A 14,993-nucleotide genomic window follows, 5' to 3' on the forward strand; every position below is an offset into this window, starting at 1 on the left:
TGCTGGTCGGCTCCCGCTCCTGGCCTGCACGGACGGAACGTTTCGGTGGGCACGGGCGGCCCCGCGCCGCGGACCACCTCGTTCCGGCCGCCACCCTTCCGCAACCCGCGCGGCTTTTCATCCCCGCATTCGAGGGGAGTCGCGCCCGCGCCCGCCGGCGCATACCCCTCAAGTGCGGGGTTGGCCGCGGACCGGCGGCCTGCGACCATCGGACGGTGACCAGTGCCCAGCCGACCCGAGTCGACACCGGACGCACCGAACTCCTCAGCCGAGCCGCGCGGAGCACCGATCCGCTCGCCATGTTCGCGGAGACCTCCCACCACCTGCGCAGGCTCATGCCGTACGACGCCGCGGTCTGGCGGGTCACGGATCCGCAGACCGGGATGATGGCCGCCCCCATCCGCGCCGAGAACCTGGACGAGAAGGGCTGCGCGGTCTACTGGGAGTGCGAACTGTTCACGGAGAACGTCAACCTCTACCGCGACCTGGCCCAGGCCGAGCGGCCGGTGGCGGGGCTGCGCGAGGCCACCGGCGACCTGCCCGCGCGCAGCAGCCTGTTCCAGGCGTTCATGAAGCCGCGCGGCCTGCAGGACGAGTTACGGGCCGTGCTCCGCGTCGGCGGACGCCCGCACGGGCACATCAGCCTCTTCCGCGCGAAGGGCCGTCCGGCGTTCGGACCGGCCGAGACCAAGCTCATCGAGAGTCTGATCACCCCCCTGGCCAGGAAGCTGCGCTCGTTCGCCGGAACCGTCCCGCAGTCCCTGCCCGACACCCCGCACGGCCCCGGCCTGCTGCTGTTCGACGCGACCGGCACGCTGCTGTCCGCGAACGACGACGCGCTGGCCCACCTCGAGGACCTGCCCGAGGGTCCCGCCGTGCGGGCGGCCTCCGGACTGGAGGTGCCGGCCTGGATCCAGTCCACCGCGCTGAAGGCCCGCGCGATCGCCCAGGAGCGGGACCGGGGGCACGCCCGGGTGCGGGTGCGCGCCCGCAGCGGCCGCTGGCTGGTGTGCCACGCCTCGTGCCTGCGGGAGGCGGACGGTTCGCTCGGCCCCTCCGCGGTGGTGATCGAACCGGCGAAGACCTCCGAGGTCGTGCCGCTCATCGTGGACGCCTACGAGCTGACCGAGCGCGAGACCGAGGTGACCCAGTGCATCGCCCGCGGGCTGTCCACCGGCCAGATCGCCCAGGAGCTCCACCTGTCGCCGCACACGGTCCGCGACTACGTGAAGGCCGTCTTCGAGAAGGTCGGCGTCTCCAGCCGCGGCGAGCTGGTCGGCAAGCTGTTCACCGAGTACTACGCGCCCCGCGCCGAGCCGGGCATCGTCCGCGTCCACGACAGCTGAGGACGGCGCCTCCCTGGCTGCCCCTCTTCCGGCTGCCCTGCCTCTTCCGGCTGCCCTGAGCCCCTGCCTCCCGCGCCTCCCTGACGACGGCATGACAGGGTGACGGATACACTCACCGCCGGCAACAGGCGCCCCTCGGGGCACGGCAGTCACAGGGGAGGCCGCGGTGGCGGTGAACGCCAAGAAGATCGCCGTCTATCTGATCGTGGTCTTCGTGCTGTACGTGATCATCACGGACCCGGCCAAGGCCGCCGACTACGTCCAGATAGGCTTCGAGGGCATATCGGACGCCGCGGGGGCACTGGGCGACTTCGCGACGTGGGTCGCCAACGGAGGAAAGTCATGATCCGCCACCTGGTCCTGTTCAAGCTCGACGCGGACGTCGACCGCGACGACCCCCGTGTGGTCAAGGGGGTCGAGACGTTCCGCGCGCTCGAGGGGCGGATCCCCGAGATCCGCTTCTGGGAGCTGGGCTGGAACATCAGCGACCGCCCCATCGCCTACGACTTCGCCATCAACTCGGGCTTCGACGACGCCGACGCGCTGCGCCGGTACGTGGAGCACCCGGATCACCAGGCGGGTGTGGCGCTCTGGAAGGAGTTCGCCACCTGGGTGATCGCGGACTACGAGTACTGAGCCGCGCACACCCCTCGACTCCGGCCCCCCGCCCTCCCGGCGGGGGGCTTTTTCCTACCGCATATAGGGCCTTTTGCCCCAACTCATCCCTCAACACGGCGTTATGAGGTGCTTGCACACAGTGCACATGTCTTGTGATGCTATGACCGCTTTTGACGGATGAGTTGACCGATGAAGAGGTGGCGTTGACCGTGTCGGCCAGTACTGCGCCGCCCCAGGAGACCGCACCGCGCAGCCGCGGTGCCGACACCCGGGCCCTCACCCAGGTCCTCTTCGCCCAGCTCAAGGAACTGGAGCCGGGCACGCCGGAGCACGACCGGGTGCGCGGGGCGCTCATCGAGGCCAACCTCCCGCTCGTGCGGTACGCCGCCGCCCGCTTCCGCTCCCGCAACGAGCCCATGGAGGACGTCGTCCAGGTCGGCACCATCGGGCTCATCAACGCCATCGACCGCTTCGACCCCGACCGGGGCGTGCAGTTCCCGACCTTCGCGATGCCGACCGTGGTCGGCGAGATCAAGCGCTACTTCCGCGACAACGTGCGCACCGTCCACGTACCGCGCCGGCTGCACGAGCTGTGGGTGCAGGTCAACAGCGCGACCGAGGACCTGACCACCGCCTTCGGACGCTCCCCGACGACCGCCGAGATCGCCGAGCGGCTGCGGATCTCCGAGGACGAGGTGCTGTCCTGCATCGAGGCCGGGCGGTCGTACCACGCCACCTCGCTGGAGGCCGCGCAGGAGGGCGACGGACTGCCGGGACTGCTCGACCGGCTCGGCTACGAGGACCCCGCGCTGGACGGCGTGGAGCACCGGGACCTCGTCCGGCACTTGCTGGTGCAACTGCCGGAACGCGAGCAGCGCATCCTGCTGCTGCGCTACTACAGCAACCTGACCCAGTCACAGATCAGCGCGGAACTCGGCGTCTCCCAGATGCACGTCTCCCGGCTGCTGGCGCGCAGCTTCCAGCGGCTGCGGTCGGCCAACCGCATCGAGGCCTGAGGCGCGGCCGGCGCCGTGCGCCTCCCGAAGCCGGACACCCGTACGGAGCCGTTTGCGCACCGGGTGAATCGAACCGGCGCACAACCGAAAGCCTGATCCATCGACCACCCTCGCGGGCGAATCGCTCACCTGGGCGGTTGTGGTCGAACGTGTGCCGAAAAGCCGTCAGACCCTTTGTTTCCAGGGCGTTTTCGCGTCTTGCATGTCGACATGTCACTACAGCGTGTTGCCGACATGTGACATTCTGCGGGAAGCGCGTTTGCCGGAGCTTCGGCTCCGGTATTCAGGTGAAGGCTGCGTTCCTCGACGGGAGCGACCGCCAGACCGTCCCGCGACCCAAAGGGGGTGGCATGTCCGCAGACCAGGGCAGCTCGAAGGTGCTCACGCTCACGAAGAGCGAGGGAGCGACCGTCGAGCCCGACGTGCTCGACGACGTTACGGCCCTCGGGGCCGCGCCGGCCCCGGCCCTCCCGACGGCAGACGTCCCGGCGGATCTCCCGGCCGAAGTCCCGGCGCTGCCGGCCTCGGGGGACATCGACACCCGCACCCTGTCCCGCTCCCTGTTCCTGCGGCTGGCCGCCCTCGACGAGAACAGCCCCGAGCGCGCCTACGTCCGGGACACCCTGATCGAGCTGAACCTCCCCCTCGTGCGCTACGCGGCGGCCCGCTTCCGCTCCCGCAACGAGCCGATGGAGGACATCGTCCAGGTCGGCACGATCGGCCTGATCAAGGCCATCGACCGGTTCGACTGCGAACGCGGCGTGGAGTTCCCGACCTTCGCGATGCCGACGGTCGTGGGCGAGATCAAGCGGTTCTTCCGGGACACCTCGTGGTCGGTCCGCGTGCCGCGGCGGCTGCAGGAGCTGCGCCTGGCCCTGACCAAGGCCAGCGACGAGCTGTCCCAGAAGCTGGACCGCTCCCCCACGGTCGGCGAACTCGCCTCCGTGCTGGGCGTGTCCGAGGACGACGTGGTCGACGGCCTGGCGGTCGGCAACGCGTACACGGCCTCCTCGCTGGACTCGCCGGCCCCCGAGGACGACGGCGGCGAGGGTTCCCTGGCCGACCGGCTCGGGTACGAGGACAGCGCCCTGGAAGGCGTCGAGTACCGGGAGTCCCTGAAGCCCCTGCTCGCCAAGCTGCCGCCCCGCGAGCGCCGGATCATCATGCTCCGCTTCTTCGCCAACATGACGCAGTCGCAGATCGGCGAGGAGGTCGGCATCTCCCAGATGCACGTCTCCCGGCTGCTGACGCGCACGCTGGCCCAGCTGCGGGACGGACTCATCTCCGACTGAGGGCACGTCGGCGGGTCCGGCTGAGGGCCCGTCAGCGGTCCGACCGACAGCACGTCAGCGGGTCGTCGAGGCCGACGACTTGGCAGAGCACCGGACACGACCTGCGGGACTTGTGGCCGCCGAGGCGCCGTGACACGCGCGTCGGCGGCCGTCGTGTGCCTGCCGTGTGCCCGGTGTCTGCCGTGTACCCGGACAGCGGGCGGTTACTTCAGCGCGAGCCAGGCGACGGCGGCGACGATCGCGACGGCGACGACGACACCGACGATCAGACCGATCCGGGGGCCCGCCGGGGCGGACGCCTGCCGCTGGGCCTGGGGCGCCTCGTCGACGAACGCGCGGAACATCTGGGTGCTGCCTGCGGGGTCGTAGTTGCCCTGCGGGTTCTGGGTGTTGGACATGCCCCGAGACCCTAGCGAAGAGACGGCAGCGGCCCAAGGCCGGGGTTGCGAAGGCCCGCGCGGGGCCGCCGGGGCGCGCGGGCGCGCGGGGCGCGCCGGGTCACCCCCACAGCCCTCCCCACCTGCGTCTTTACAGTCGCCAATACTTGCCTTTGCCAAGTTTTTGGTCCCGCATGCCCGTTTTCGTTTGCCTGCAGCAACCATCCATTCCTATGGTTGCCCTAAGCAACAAAGAACCGGGAGATGCCCATGGCCGAGCAGGCGCTGTACGAGGAGCTGGTACGTCAGTTCAGTGCCTTCGGTGCCGTGAAGCGGGAGATGGGACGGATCCTGCCGTCCGACTGCCCCGCCGGCTCCGCCGCCGTGCTGACCCTGCTCGGACGGCACGGCGAGATGCGGATGAGCAGGCTCGCCGAGCTGCTGAGCGTCGACATGTCGGTGACCAGCCGCCATGTCGCCCACCTCGCCGAGCGCGGCTGGCTCGAACGCTCCCCCGACCCGGCGGACAAGCGCTCCCGCCTGCTGCACCTGACCGCGGCCGGCGAGGCCCAGCTGGACGAGCTGTCCCGGCGGACCACCCGGCTGCTCGCCGAGCGGCTGAGCGACTGGACCGACGAGGAGGTCGTCCGGCTCACCGGCCTGATGGCCCGGCTGCGGGCCAGCTTCGACGACTGCCGCGCCGCACCGCCCCGGCCGCCGCGGCCCCCCGCACCGCCGCGGGGCGCGCGCCCGGTTCCCGACACCCGTACACCCGCAGCGACGACGTAAGAAAAGGAAGCCCATGGCAACGACCACACCAGCCGGTGTGCGGGCTCACGCCAAGCACGGGGGAGGCGCCCACGGCGGCGGTTCCGCCGGCGGCGCACCGATGACCCACCGGCAGATCATGGAGGCGCTCTCCGGGCTGCTGCTCGGCATGTTCGCCGCCATCCTCTCCTCCACGATCGTCTCCAACGCCCTGCCCGAGATCATCCAGGACCTCGGCGGCGGCCAGAGCGCGTACACCTGGGTGGTCACCGCCGCCCTGCTGTCGATGACGGCGTCCACCCCGCTGTGGGGCAAGCTGGCCGACCTGGTCAGCAAGAAGGCGCTGGTGCAGATAGCCCTGCTGATCTACATCGTCGGCTCGGTCGTCGCCGGCCTGTCGCAGAACAGCGGCATGCTGATCGGCGCCCGCGTCATCCAGGGCCTCGGCGCCGGCGGCCTGACCGCGCTGGCCCAGATCATCATGGCCGCGATGATCTCCCCGCGGGAGCGGGGCCGCTACTCCGGCTACCTGGGCGCGACGTTCGCGGTCGCGACGGTCGGCGGCCCGCTGGTCGGCGGTGTCATCACCGACACCGACTGGCTCGGCTGGCGCTGGTGCCTCTACGTCGGTGTGCCGTTCGCGCTGATCGCGCTCGTGGTGCTGCAGAAGACCCTGCACCTGCCGGAGAGCAGGCGCCGCGTGAAGGTCGACTGGGCCGGCGCCTTCTTCATCACCGCCGCCGTCTGCCTGCTGCTCATCTGGGTCACCTTCGCCGACGACAAGTACGACTGGCTGTCCTGGCAGACGTACACCATGGTCGGCGGGGCGCTCGTGCTCGCCCTCGTCTTCCTGTTCGTCGAGACGAGGGCCGCCGAGCCGATCATCCCGCTGCACCTGTTCCGCAACCGCACGATCACGCTGGCCTCGGTCGCCTCCCTGTTCGTCGGCATCGCGATGTTCGCGGGCACCGTCTTCTTCAGCCAGTACTTCCAGCTGGCCCGCGACAAGTCGCCGACGATGTCCGGTGTCATGACGATCCCGATGATCGCGGGCCTGTTCGTCTCCTCCACCGTCTCCGGCCTGATCATCACCAAGACCGGCAAGTGGAAGGCGTGGCTGGTCACCGGCGGTCTGCTGCTGACCGCGGGCCTCGGCCTGCTGGGCACCATGCGCTACGACACCGACTACTGGAAGATCGGCGTCTACATGGCCGTCATGGGTCTCGGCGTCGGCATGATGATGCAGAACCTCGTGCTGTCCACGCAGAACCAGGTCGCCCCGCACGAGCTGGGCGCCGCCAGCTCCGTCGTCACCTTCTTCCGGTCGCTCGGCGGCGCGGTGGGCGTCTCCGCGCTGGGCTCGGTGATGTCGACCCGCATCACCCACTACGCCGAGGACACCATCGGGCAGCTCACCCCGGAGCAGCGGGCGGGCGCCGCCAAGGCGATGGGCACGGGCCAGATCCCCGACATGGACCTGCTGCCCGCCCCGATCCGCGCCTGGCTGGAGAGCGCCTACGGGCACGGCATCGCCGACGTCTTCCTCTACGTCACGCCGATCGCGTTCATCGCCTTCCTGGTGACCCTGTTCATCAAGGAGGTCCCGCTGCGCACCTCGGGCGCGCTGGCACAGGCGGCGGAGGCGTCCGCCCCGGCGGGGGCGACGGCGGAGCCGAAGGCCGAGGCCGGCACCGGCACCGGCACGGGCGGGAAGGTCCCGGCCTGGGCCACGGCCGCCGTGACCGAGGCCGCCGGTGAGGCCGGACCCGGGGGCGCACAGCGGCTCGCCGCCGTCACCACCGTGGCCGGGCCCGCCACGACCACCGAGGCCGCCGAGGCCCACGCGACCCCCGCGTCCGCGGAGGCCGCCGAGTCCGCCGCGTCGGCCGGGGGCGGCGTCCCGGTGCGCGGGCAGGTCCGCGGGGCCGAGAGCGCGCCCGTCCCGCAGGCCGCCGTCACGCTGATCTCCCTCTCCGGGCGGCAGCTGGGCCGGTCGGTCGCGCAGGCCGACGGCTCCTACACGCTGCACGCGCCGGGCGCGGGCTCGTACGTCCTGATCGCCTCCGCCGACGGCTTCCAGCCGCAGGCCTCCACGATCGTCGTGCACGACGAGCCGGTGGCGTACGACATCCTGCTCAGCGGCACCAGCGGGCTCAGCGGCGTCGTGCGGGCCGCCGGGAGCGCGCTGCCGGTCAAGGACGCGATGGTCGTCGTCACCGATGTGCGCGGGGATCTGCTGGCCAGTGCGGCCACCGGGGAGCAGGGCGAGTTCGGCTTCGCCGAGCTGGTGCCCGGCCCGGTGACCGTCGCGGTGAACGCCGCCGGGTTCCGGCCGCGCGCCCTGCCCGTCGAGGTGGACGGCACCGGGGTCACCCGCGTCGAGATCGACCTCGACGCCGGCGCCCGGGTGCGGGGCGTGGTGCGCGCACCGCACGGTCCCCTCGCGGACGCCCGCGTGACGCTGGTGGACGCGGCGGGCAACGTGGTCGGCACGGCCACCACCGGGGCGGACGGCGCGTACGCCTTCACCGACCTGGACGGCGGCGAGTACACGGTCATCGCGACCGGCTACCCGCCCGTCGCGACCGCCCTGACGGTCGCCGGCGCGGGCGTCGACGACCACGACATCACCCTCGCCCACCCCGGCGAGTGACCCAGACACCGGCCCGTGGCGCGCGCTCCGAGCGAGGGCGCGCCACGGGCCGGTTTCCCTGCGAGGAGTTATCGAACATGGCACTGACCGCGAGAATCCGTACCCGGGACGGATGGGCGGTGTCGCACGCCGTCGTCACCCTGACGGACATGACCGGCACGCAGGTGCTGCGGGCCGAGGCGGACGCGGACGGCGTCGTGCGCGATCCGACCGCGCTGGCGCCCGGGGCGTACACGGTGATCGTCACCGCCGTCGGGTACGCGCCGCACGCCGCCGGGGCGCTCGTCACGGCGGGCGGGCGGATCGAGGCCGGGACGGTGACGCTGGCCCGGCAGGGAAGTGGCTCCGAGCTGCCGCCGCCGGGGCCCTGGACGATCGACCCGGCGCACTCCAGTGTCGCCGCCGTCGCCCAGCACCTGGGCATCTCCAGCGTGCGCGGGCGGTTCACCGACTTCGGCGGGTCGATCGAGATCGCGCCCGACGACGTCGGGAAGTCGCGGGTGGAGGCGGTGATCCGGGCGGCGTCGATCGACACCGGCAACGGGATGCGCGACACCCATCTGAGGTCGGCGGACTTCCTGGACACCGAGCGGTTCCCGGAGATCGTCTACCGGTCGGCGGGCCTGTCACCGGCCGGCCCGGACCGCTGGACGGTCCACGGCGAGCTGGACATGCGCGGTGTCGTCCGCCCGGTCGACCTGGACCTGTCCTACCTCGGCACCGGCGCCGACCCGTGGGGCGGGACGCGCGCGGCGTTCCGGGCGACGGCCGAGCTGCGGCGCGAGGACTTCGCGATGAACTACAACCAGGTCGTGCAGGCCGGTATCGCGGCGATCGGCACCACCCTGCGGGTCGAGCTGGACATCCAGGCGGTCCAGGGCGAGCGCCTGCCCCAGCCGTAGGCCGACGGCACGGCACCGGACACCGCGACCACCACCCGGCTGTCGCTGGACGAGCCGCAGGACCTCGTACGGCGACGGGAGGCTTCCCCGGCGCGGCCGGTGGCGCGGGCGGACACCCCGTAGGGGGTGTCCCGCCGGTCAAGCGCGTTCGACCATCGCCTCGATGCCGGCGATCAGCAGGTCGAGGGCGTAGGAGAAGTCGCGGTCCAGCATCTCGGCGACCGTGCTGCCGCCCCGGGCCGCCATGATGTCCTTCGACTCCTGGAGGAACTCGCCGGTCTCGGGCACCTCGCTCACCGTGCGCAGGGCCTGCTCGTAGAAGCCGTCCGGGGTCTGACCGGTGTCGGCGACGCGGGTGTAGAAGTGGCCCTCGATGGTGCCGTAGCCGTAGACGAACTGGAAGACGGCGACGATGGCGCTCGTGATGCGGTGGGCGGGCATGCCCGTGCGGCGGATGATGTGCTGCACCACGCGGGCGAACGCCAGGTTCCGCGGGCCGATGTTGAGGAACCGGCCGACCAGCGGGGAGGCCCAGGGGTGGCGCACCAGCAGGGCCCGGTACTCCGCCGCCAGCGCCCGCAGCTGGTCCCGCCAGTCCTCGCCGGCGTCCGGGTCGGGCAGCCGCAGCTCGCCGAAGACGGCGTCCAGGGCGAGCTCCAGGAGATCGTCCTTGGTGTCGACGTACCAGTACACGGACATGGCGGTGACGTTCAGCTCGGCCGCCAGCCGCCGCATGGAGAACTTCGCCAGGCCCTCCGCGTCCAGCAGCCGCACGGCCGCCTCGGTGATGCGCTCCCGGTCCAGCCCGGACGGCTGCCCGCCGCCCCGCCGGCGGCGCCCCTCGTCCCCCAGCCAGACGCTGGCCCGCGCCGCCCCCCGTTCCGCAGCGTTCTCAGCAGCGTCCTTCGCCATGGCGCACCTTCCTGAGCATTCCGACGCCGGTCATCCCACGTAACTTAGGGGGCGGGGGCCCGCACGGAACGGCGCGGACCACCCGCGGCCGCCCCCGCCCGGCGTCCCCCGGTCCTCAGGCGTCTTCCCGCTCGGCCCGGCGCAGCAACGCCGCCGCGACGACACCGCCCAGCAGCACGGCGGCCGCGCCCACCAGCTGACTGAGCGACAGCCCGTCGGCATACGCGTCGACCACCCGGTCGCGCTCCGCGGCGGAGCCGGCCGCCGCCAGCGCCACCGGCAGTGACACCGCGGCGAACCGCGCGTTGAGCACCGCGCCCAGCACGGCCACCCCGAGCCCGTTGCCGAACTCCGCCAGCGTGCCGTTGATCCCGGCGCCGACGCCCGCCTTCGCGGGCGGGATCGCGCTCATGATCGCGTGCGCCATCGCGGGGTTGGCGACGGCACAGCCCACCCCGATCAGCACCAGCCCGAGCAGCATCCCGGCGTACCCGCCGGAGCCGAGCGTCGCGATCGACACCAGGCCGGCGGACATCAGCACCATGCCCAGCAGGACGGAGACCGGCGTGCCGAGGGCGGTGGTCCACTTCGCCGACAGCCCGGAGAAGTTGAGCACCACGACCGCCAGCGCCAGCGGCGCCGTGCGCAGGCCGGCCTCCAGCGGGCCGTAGCCGAGCACGAACTGCAGGTGCTGGGTGAGCAGGAACAGCGCGCCGCCCATCCCGAAGGTGATCAGCACGGCTCCGGCGACCGCGCCGGTGAACCGGCGGTTGCGGAAGAAGTGCAGGTCGAGCATGGGATACGGGATCCGGCTCTCCCACCAGGCGAACACCGCGAGGACGACGACCGCGACCGTGCCGCCGGCCAGCACCCGCCCGGACGACCAGCCGTGCTCCGGGCCGGAGATGATCGTGAAGACCAGGGACGACATGCCGATGGTGGACAGCAGCGCGCCGAGCAGGTCGGGCCGGTCGCCCTGCGGGTTCTTCGACTCCGGCACGAGCGCGACGACGGCGGCCAGGCCGAGCGCGGCGACCGGCAGGTTGATCAGGAAGATGGCACCCCACCAGAAGTGGTCCAGCAGGAAGCCGCCGACGAGCGGACCGGTGGCGAAGCCGAGCGCGTTGACCGCGCTCCAGATGCCGATCGCCTTCGGGTGTTCCTCCGGCGCGAAGATCTGCATGGCCACGGCGAGGGTGGTGGTCAGCAGCAGCGCGCCGCCCACGCCCATGCCGGCCCGTGCGGCGATCAGCTGGGCGGTGGAGTCGGCGAGGCCGGCGACCAGGGAGCCGGCGCCGAACAGCGCCAGGCCGGTGATCAGCATCTTCTTGCGGCCGTAGCGGTCGGCGGCGCTGCCGGCGGTGAGCAGCAGGCCCGACTGGACCAGCGAGTAGGCGTTGATCATCCACTGGATGTCGGAGGTCGCGGCGTCCAGTTCCTCGGTGAGGGACGGGATGGCCACGTTCAGGACGGTGTTGTCGAGCAGCACCGTCAGCTGGGCGAGACAGATGACACCGAGGATCAGCCAGCGCCGCGGGTGGCCGCCCTGGATGTCGGGCGGGGACTGAACCGGAGAGGTCGACGACATGCTGTACACCGTATAGGCGGCCCTATACGGTGTACAGCGATTATCCGGCTGCCGGCGTCAGCTCTTCGGCCGGGTCAGGTCGTAGAAGGTGGCCGAACCGACCGTCACCGCCTCGAAGTTCTCCTCGACCCAGGCGCTGATCCGCGCGGAGGTGCCGTCGCCGCCGCCGGGGCCCGTGCCGCCGCCGGTGCCGCTCGCGAGGAAGTAGTGGATCTCGCCGTCCTCGACGTACCGCTGGAACCGCTCGAGCGTCGGCGCCGGGTCGGTGCCGTTGAAGCCGCCGATCGCCATCACCGGCTCGCCCGTGGCCAGCTGGTAGCTCGCGGCGTTCTGCGAGCCGATGGCCGCGGCGGCCCAGGTGTACCGCGCGGCGTCCGCCTCCAGCAGCCGCCTGGCCTCGTCGGAGACGGAGGCGCCGTTGAGGAGGCCGCCCATGCCGCCGCCCGCACGGCCACCGCCCTCGCCGGTGCCGCCGCCGGGCGTCTGGGGGCGGCCGTTTCGCTGGGTGCCGTTCTGCTGGTTCGGGCCAGGTCCGCCGGGGAGGGCGCCGCCGAAGCCGCCCGTCGGGGGCTGGTTCGCCGTCCCGCCGTCCTGGCCGCCGGGCGCCTGGTTCCGGCCGCCCTGCCGGTTGCCGTCCGGGAAGCCGCCGGGGCCGCCGCCCGCGCCGGGCCGCCCGCCGCCCATGCCGCCGGCGACCGCCGGGCCGGCCGTGACGATCGAGCCGCTGTGGCCCTCGCCGAGGGTGGTGAGGGTGTACGCCGCCGGCCCGGCCAGCCCGGTCACCAGGGCCAGCGCGACCACGCCGAAGGTCAGGCGGCGGCCGAGCCGGCCGGCGAAGACCAGGCCGAGCGCGGCGGTCAGTCCGCCGGCGAGGACCGCCCACTTCAGCCACGGCAGGTAGGCGGCGGAGCGGTCGAGCAGGACGTAGCCCCAGGCCGCGGTGGCCGTCGTCGCGGCGGCCAGGGTCAGCGAGGCCCCCACCCGGCCGCGCTCCCGCCACAGCAGGGCCGTGCCCATGCCGGTCAGCGCGGCGACGTACGGGGCGAGGGCGACGGTGTAGTACTCGTGGAAGATGCCCTGCATGAAGCTGAAGACCACCATGGTGATCAGCAGGGAGCCGCCCCACAGGAGGAACGCCGCGCGGGTGGGGTCCGTGCGGTTCGGCTTGCGGGTGGCGAACAGGGCGGCGACGAGGAGGATCAGCGCCGCCGGGATCAGCCAGGAGACCTGGCCGCCGATGGTCGCGCCGAACATCCGGTCCCAGCCGGTCTCGCCCCAGCCGCCGCCCTGGCCGCCGCCGACACTGCCGGTCTCCTCGCCGTTGATCCGGCCGAGCCCGTTGTAGCCGAAGGTCAGCTCCAGGAAGGAGTTGTGCTGCGAGCCGCCGACGTACGGCCGCGAGGACGCCGGCCACAGCTCCACGACCGCCACCCACCAGCCGCCCGCGACGACCATCGCGAGTCCGGCGAGCAGCACCTGGCCGACGCGCCTGCGCAGCGGGGCGGGGGCCAGCACGACGTAGACCAGCGCGAGCACCGGCAGGATCAGGAAGGCCTGCAGGGTCTTGACCAGGAAGGCCAGTCCGATCGCCGTGCCCGCCCACACCAGCCACTTCGTCCGCGCTTCCTCCAGGGCGCGCTGGGTGCCGTACACGGCACAGGTCATGAGCAGCGCGAGGGCCGCGTCCGGGTTGTTGAAGCGGAACATCAGCGCGGCTACCGGCGTCAGCGCGAAGACCGCCATGGTGAGCAGCCCGGCCGGGGCGGCGAAGCGGCGGCGGACGGACGCGTGGAGCACACCGGCCGTCGCCACCGCCATCAGCACCTGCGGGAACAGGATCGCGAAGGAGTTCAGGCCGAGCAGCCGCACCGACAGCGCCATCGGCCACAGGGCGGCGGGGGGCTTGTCGACGGTGATGGCGTTGCCCGCGTCGAGCGAGCCGAAGAAGAACGCCTTCCAGGACTGGCTGCCGGCCTGGACGGCCGCGGAGTAGAAGGAGTTGGCGTAACCGGACGCCGTCAGGTTCCAGGTGTACAGCGCGCCGACGAGGAGCAGCGCGCCGAGGAAGGCGGGGCGGGCCCAGCGGGGGTCGTCGGGGCGGCCGCGCCACAGCCGGCGGACGGGGGAAGGACGCTCGGCGGAGGGCGGGCCGGCGGGCGGGCCGTGCGGCGGGGACGCGGGCGTGGGTGCGGGTGTGGGTGGGGGTGTGATGGTGGTGGCGGGCGCGGGCGCGGGTGTGGTCGCGGGCGTGGTCTCGGTCATCGGGAGCCCCTTGGAGCGGTGTCGTGGTCCGGGAAGACCCAGGCCCGGAAGAGCAGGAAGCGCAGGACCGTGGCCGCGAGGTTGGCGGCGATCAGGACCGCGAGTTCGGTGGAGCGCGCCGGGTCGGAGGCGGCCGCGCCGAGCGCGGCGAGGGAGCCGCTGGTGAGGACGAGACCGATGGCGAGGACGACCAGGCCCCGCGCCTGGTGCCGCACCGCGCCGCCGCGCCCCCGTACCCCGAAGGTGAGGCGCCGGTTGGCCGCCGTGTTGGCGACGGCGGACAGCAGCAGCGCGAGCGCGTTGGCGGCCTGCGAACCGGTGACGGAGCGGAAGCCGCTGTAGAGGAGCAGGTAGCACAGGGTGGACAGGGCGCCGACGACGCAGAAGCCGAGCAGCTGGCGGGCCAGGCCCCGGGGGACGTCGGTGAGCCGGCGGTCGCGCGGGTCGTCGCCGAACGGCCGGGTCAGCCGGTCCAGCGGCAGCGAGCCGGTGGCCAGCGCCCTGCCCACCCGCCAGACGCCCTTCAGGTCGTCGGTGGCGGTCCTCACGATGTGCACGGTCGAGTCGGGGTCGTCGACCCAGTCGACGGGCACCTCGTGGATGCGCAGGCCCGCGCGCTCGGCGAGCACCAGCATCTCGGTGTCGAAGAACCAGCCGGTGTCCTCCACCAGCGGCAGCAGCACCTGGGCGACGTCGCGGCGGATCGCCTTGAAGCCGCACTGGGCGTCCGAGAAACGGGCCTGGAGGGAGCCGCGGAGGATGAGGTTGTACGAGCGGCTGATGAACTCCCGCTTGGCGCCGCGCACCACGCGCGAGCCGCCGGCCAGCCGGGAGCCGATCGCCAGGTCCGAGTGGCCGGAGATCAGCGGGGCGACCAGCGGGAGGAGCGCGTTGAGGTCGGTGGACAGGTCCACGTCCATGTAGGCGAGGACGGGGGCGTCCGAGGCCGACCAGACGGTGCGCAGGGCCCGCCCGCGGCCCTTCTGCTCCAGCCGTACCGACCGCACCCGCGGCAGGTGTGCCGCGAGGGCGGCGGCGACCCGCGGGGTGGCGTCCGTCGACGCGTTGTCCGCGACGGTGATGCGGAAGGCGTACGGGAACGTGCGCGCCAGGTGCTCGTGCAGCCGCAGCACGCACGGCTGGAGGTCCTTCTCCTCGTTGTAGACGGGAATCACTACGTCCAGGACAGGCGTACCGGCTCCGGCGGCCGGGAGGTGCTCCCGCGCCGGCAGGGTGCCGGGAGAAGAGTCGGTTCGCAT

Annotated in this window: 13 protein-coding genes; 8 read left to right on the top strand and 5 right to left on the bottom strand. The window is 72.6% G+C overall.

Annotated elements, in window-relative coordinates:
• Window positions 1-215: 215 nt before the first annotated feature.
• From G7Z13_RS17035 to G7Z13_RS17055, 5 genes are all read left to right on the top strand, one after another.
• Window positions 216-1,346, top strand: coding sequence for a helix-turn-helix transcriptional regulator (locus G7Z13_RS17035; protein ID WP_240926243.1), 1,131 nt, complete (start codon window positions 216-218; stop codon window positions 1,344-1,346).
• Window positions 1,347-1,512: 166 nt separating this feature from the next.
• On the top strand, window positions 1,513-1,692 hold the full coding sequence (locus G7Z13_RS17040; protein ID WP_166000266.1) for a hypothetical protein: 180 nt from the start codon (window positions 1,513-1,515) through the stop codon (window positions 1,690-1,692).
• On the top strand, window positions 1,689-1,982 hold the full coding sequence (locus G7Z13_RS17045) for a Dabb family protein (protein ID WP_166000267.1): 294 nt from the start codon (window positions 1,689-1,691) through the stop codon (window positions 1,980-1,982). Before G7Z13_RS17040 ends, G7Z13_RS17045 begins: the two co-directional genes overlap by 4 nt.
• Before the next feature lie 152 nt (window positions 1,983-2,134).
• Window positions 2,135-2,980, top strand: coding sequence for an RNA polymerase sigma factor SigF (locus tag G7Z13_RS17050; protein WP_166000268.1), 846 nt, complete (start codon window positions 2,135-2,137; stop codon window positions 2,978-2,980).
• Window positions 2,981-3,330: 350 nt separating this feature from the next.
• On the top strand, window positions 3,331-4,272 hold the full coding sequence (locus G7Z13_RS17055; protein WP_166000269.1) for an RNA polymerase sigma factor SigF: 942 nt from the start codon (window positions 3,331-3,333) through the stop codon (window positions 4,270-4,272).
• Between the two features lie 203 nt (window positions 4,273-4,475).
• On the opposite strand, the gene G7Z13_RS17060 is transcribed toward G7Z13_RS17055, so the two are convergent.
• On the bottom strand, window positions 4,476-4,670 hold the full coding sequence (locus tag G7Z13_RS17060) for a hypothetical protein (protein ID WP_166000270.1): 195 nt from the start codon (window positions 4,668-4,670) through the stop codon (window positions 4,476-4,478).
• Window positions 4,671-4,919: 249 nt separating this feature from the next.
• On the opposite strand from G7Z13_RS17060, the gene G7Z13_RS17065 reads away from it, so the two are divergent.
• The 3 genes from G7Z13_RS17065 to G7Z13_RS17075 all read left to right on the top strand — a co-directional run bounded on the left by G7Z13_RS17065 (window position 4,920) and on the right by G7Z13_RS17075 (window position 8,972).
• Window positions 4,920-5,438: a MarR family transcriptional regulator gene (locus G7Z13_RS17065; RefSeq protein WP_166000271.1), complete on the top strand. Its 519-nt coding sequence runs from the start codon at window positions 4,920-4,922 to the stop codon at window positions 5,436-5,438.
• A 13-nt stretch (window positions 5,439-5,451) separates the two neighbouring features.
• Window positions 5,452-8,070, top strand: a complete 2,619-nt coding sequence (locus G7Z13_RS17070; RefSeq protein ID WP_166000272.1) for an MFS transporter — start codon at window positions 5,452-5,454, stop codon at window positions 8,068-8,070.
• Window positions 8,071-8,147: 77 nt separating this feature from the next.
• The gene (locus G7Z13_RS17075; RefSeq protein ID WP_166000273.1) at window positions 8,148-8,972 is read left to right on the top strand and encodes a YceI family protein; all 825 of its coding nucleotides are present in this window, start codon (window positions 8,148-8,150) and stop codon (window positions 8,970-8,972) included.
• A gap of 138 nt (window positions 8,973-9,110) precedes the next feature.
• Here G7Z13_RS17075 and G7Z13_RS17080 read toward each other — a convergent pair whose 3' ends face one another.
• The 4 genes from G7Z13_RS17080 to G7Z13_RS17095 all read right to left on the bottom strand — a co-directional run bounded on the left by G7Z13_RS17080 (window position 9,111) and on the right by G7Z13_RS17095 (window position 14,993).
• Window positions 9,111-9,884, bottom strand: a complete 774-nt coding sequence (locus G7Z13_RS17080; RefSeq protein WP_166000274.1) for a TetR/AcrR family transcriptional regulator — start codon at window positions 9,882-9,884, stop codon at window positions 9,111-9,113.
• Window positions 9,885-9,999: 115 nt separating this feature from the next.
• Entirely contained in the window at window positions 10,000-11,472 is a 1,473-nt protein-coding gene (locus tag G7Z13_RS17085) for an MFS transporter (RefSeq protein ID WP_166000275.1), read from the bottom strand.
• A gap of 57 nt (window positions 11,473-11,529) precedes the next feature.
• Window positions 11,530-13,734 (bottom strand): glycosyltransferase family 39 protein, encoded by a 2,205-nt coding sequence (locus G7Z13_RS17090; protein WP_166000276.1) that lies wholly within the window; start codon window positions 13,732-13,734, stop codon window positions 11,530-11,532.
• Complete coding sequence (locus G7Z13_RS17095) at window positions 13,731-14,993, bottom strand: glycosyltransferase (RefSeq protein WP_166000277.1); 1,263 nt, start codon at window positions 14,991-14,993, stop codon at window positions 13,731-13,733. The genes G7Z13_RS17090 and G7Z13_RS17095 overlap by 4 nt, the downstream gene beginning before the upstream one ends.

The organism is Streptomyces sp. JB150 (assembly GCF_011193355.1).
Taxonomy (GTDB): domain Bacteria; phylum Actinomycetota; class Actinomycetes; order Streptomycetales; family Streptomycetaceae; genus Streptomyces.

Excerpts from the sequence above, each read along its gene's own strand:
- G7Z13_RS17045 (WP_166000267.1), top strand. The coding sequence starts at position 1,689 with ATGATCCGCCACCTGGTCCTGTTCAAGCTCGACGCGGACGTCGACCGC.
- G7Z13_RS17055 (WP_166000269.1), top strand. The coding sequence starts at position 3,331 with ATGTCCGCAGACCAGGGCAGCTCGAAGGTGCTCACGCTCACGAAGAGC.
- G7Z13_RS17060 (WP_166000270.1), bottom strand. The coding sequence starts at position 4,670 with ATGTCCAACACCCAGAACCCGCAGGGCAACTACGACCCCGCAGGCAGC.
- G7Z13_RS17065 (WP_166000271.1), top strand. The coding sequence starts at position 4,920 with ATGGCCGAGCAGGCGCTGTACGAGGAGCTGGTACGTCAGTTCAGTGCC.
- G7Z13_RS17070 (WP_166000272.1), top strand. The coding sequence starts at position 5,452 with ATGGCAACGACCACACCAGCCGGTGTGCGGGCTCACGCCAAGCACGGG.
- G7Z13_RS17075 (WP_166000273.1), top strand. The coding sequence starts at position 8,148 with ATGGCACTGACCGCGAGAATCCGTACCCGGGACGGATGGGCGGTGTCG.
- G7Z13_RS17080 (WP_166000274.1), bottom strand. The coding sequence starts at position 9,884 with ATGGCGAAGGACGCTGCTGAGAACGCTGCGGAACGGGGGGCGGCGCGG.
- G7Z13_RS17085 (WP_166000275.1), bottom strand. The coding sequence starts at position 11,472 with ATGTCGTCGACCTCTCCGGTTCAGTCCCCGCCCGACATCCAGGGCGGC.
- G7Z13_RS17090 (WP_166000276.1), bottom strand. The coding sequence starts at position 13,734 with ATGACCGAGACCACGCCCGCGACCACACCCGCGCCCGCGCCCGCCACC.
- G7Z13_RS17095 (WP_166000277.1), bottom strand. The coding sequence starts at position 14,993 with ATGCGAACCGACTCTTCTCCCGGCACCCTGCCGGCGCGGGAGCACCTC.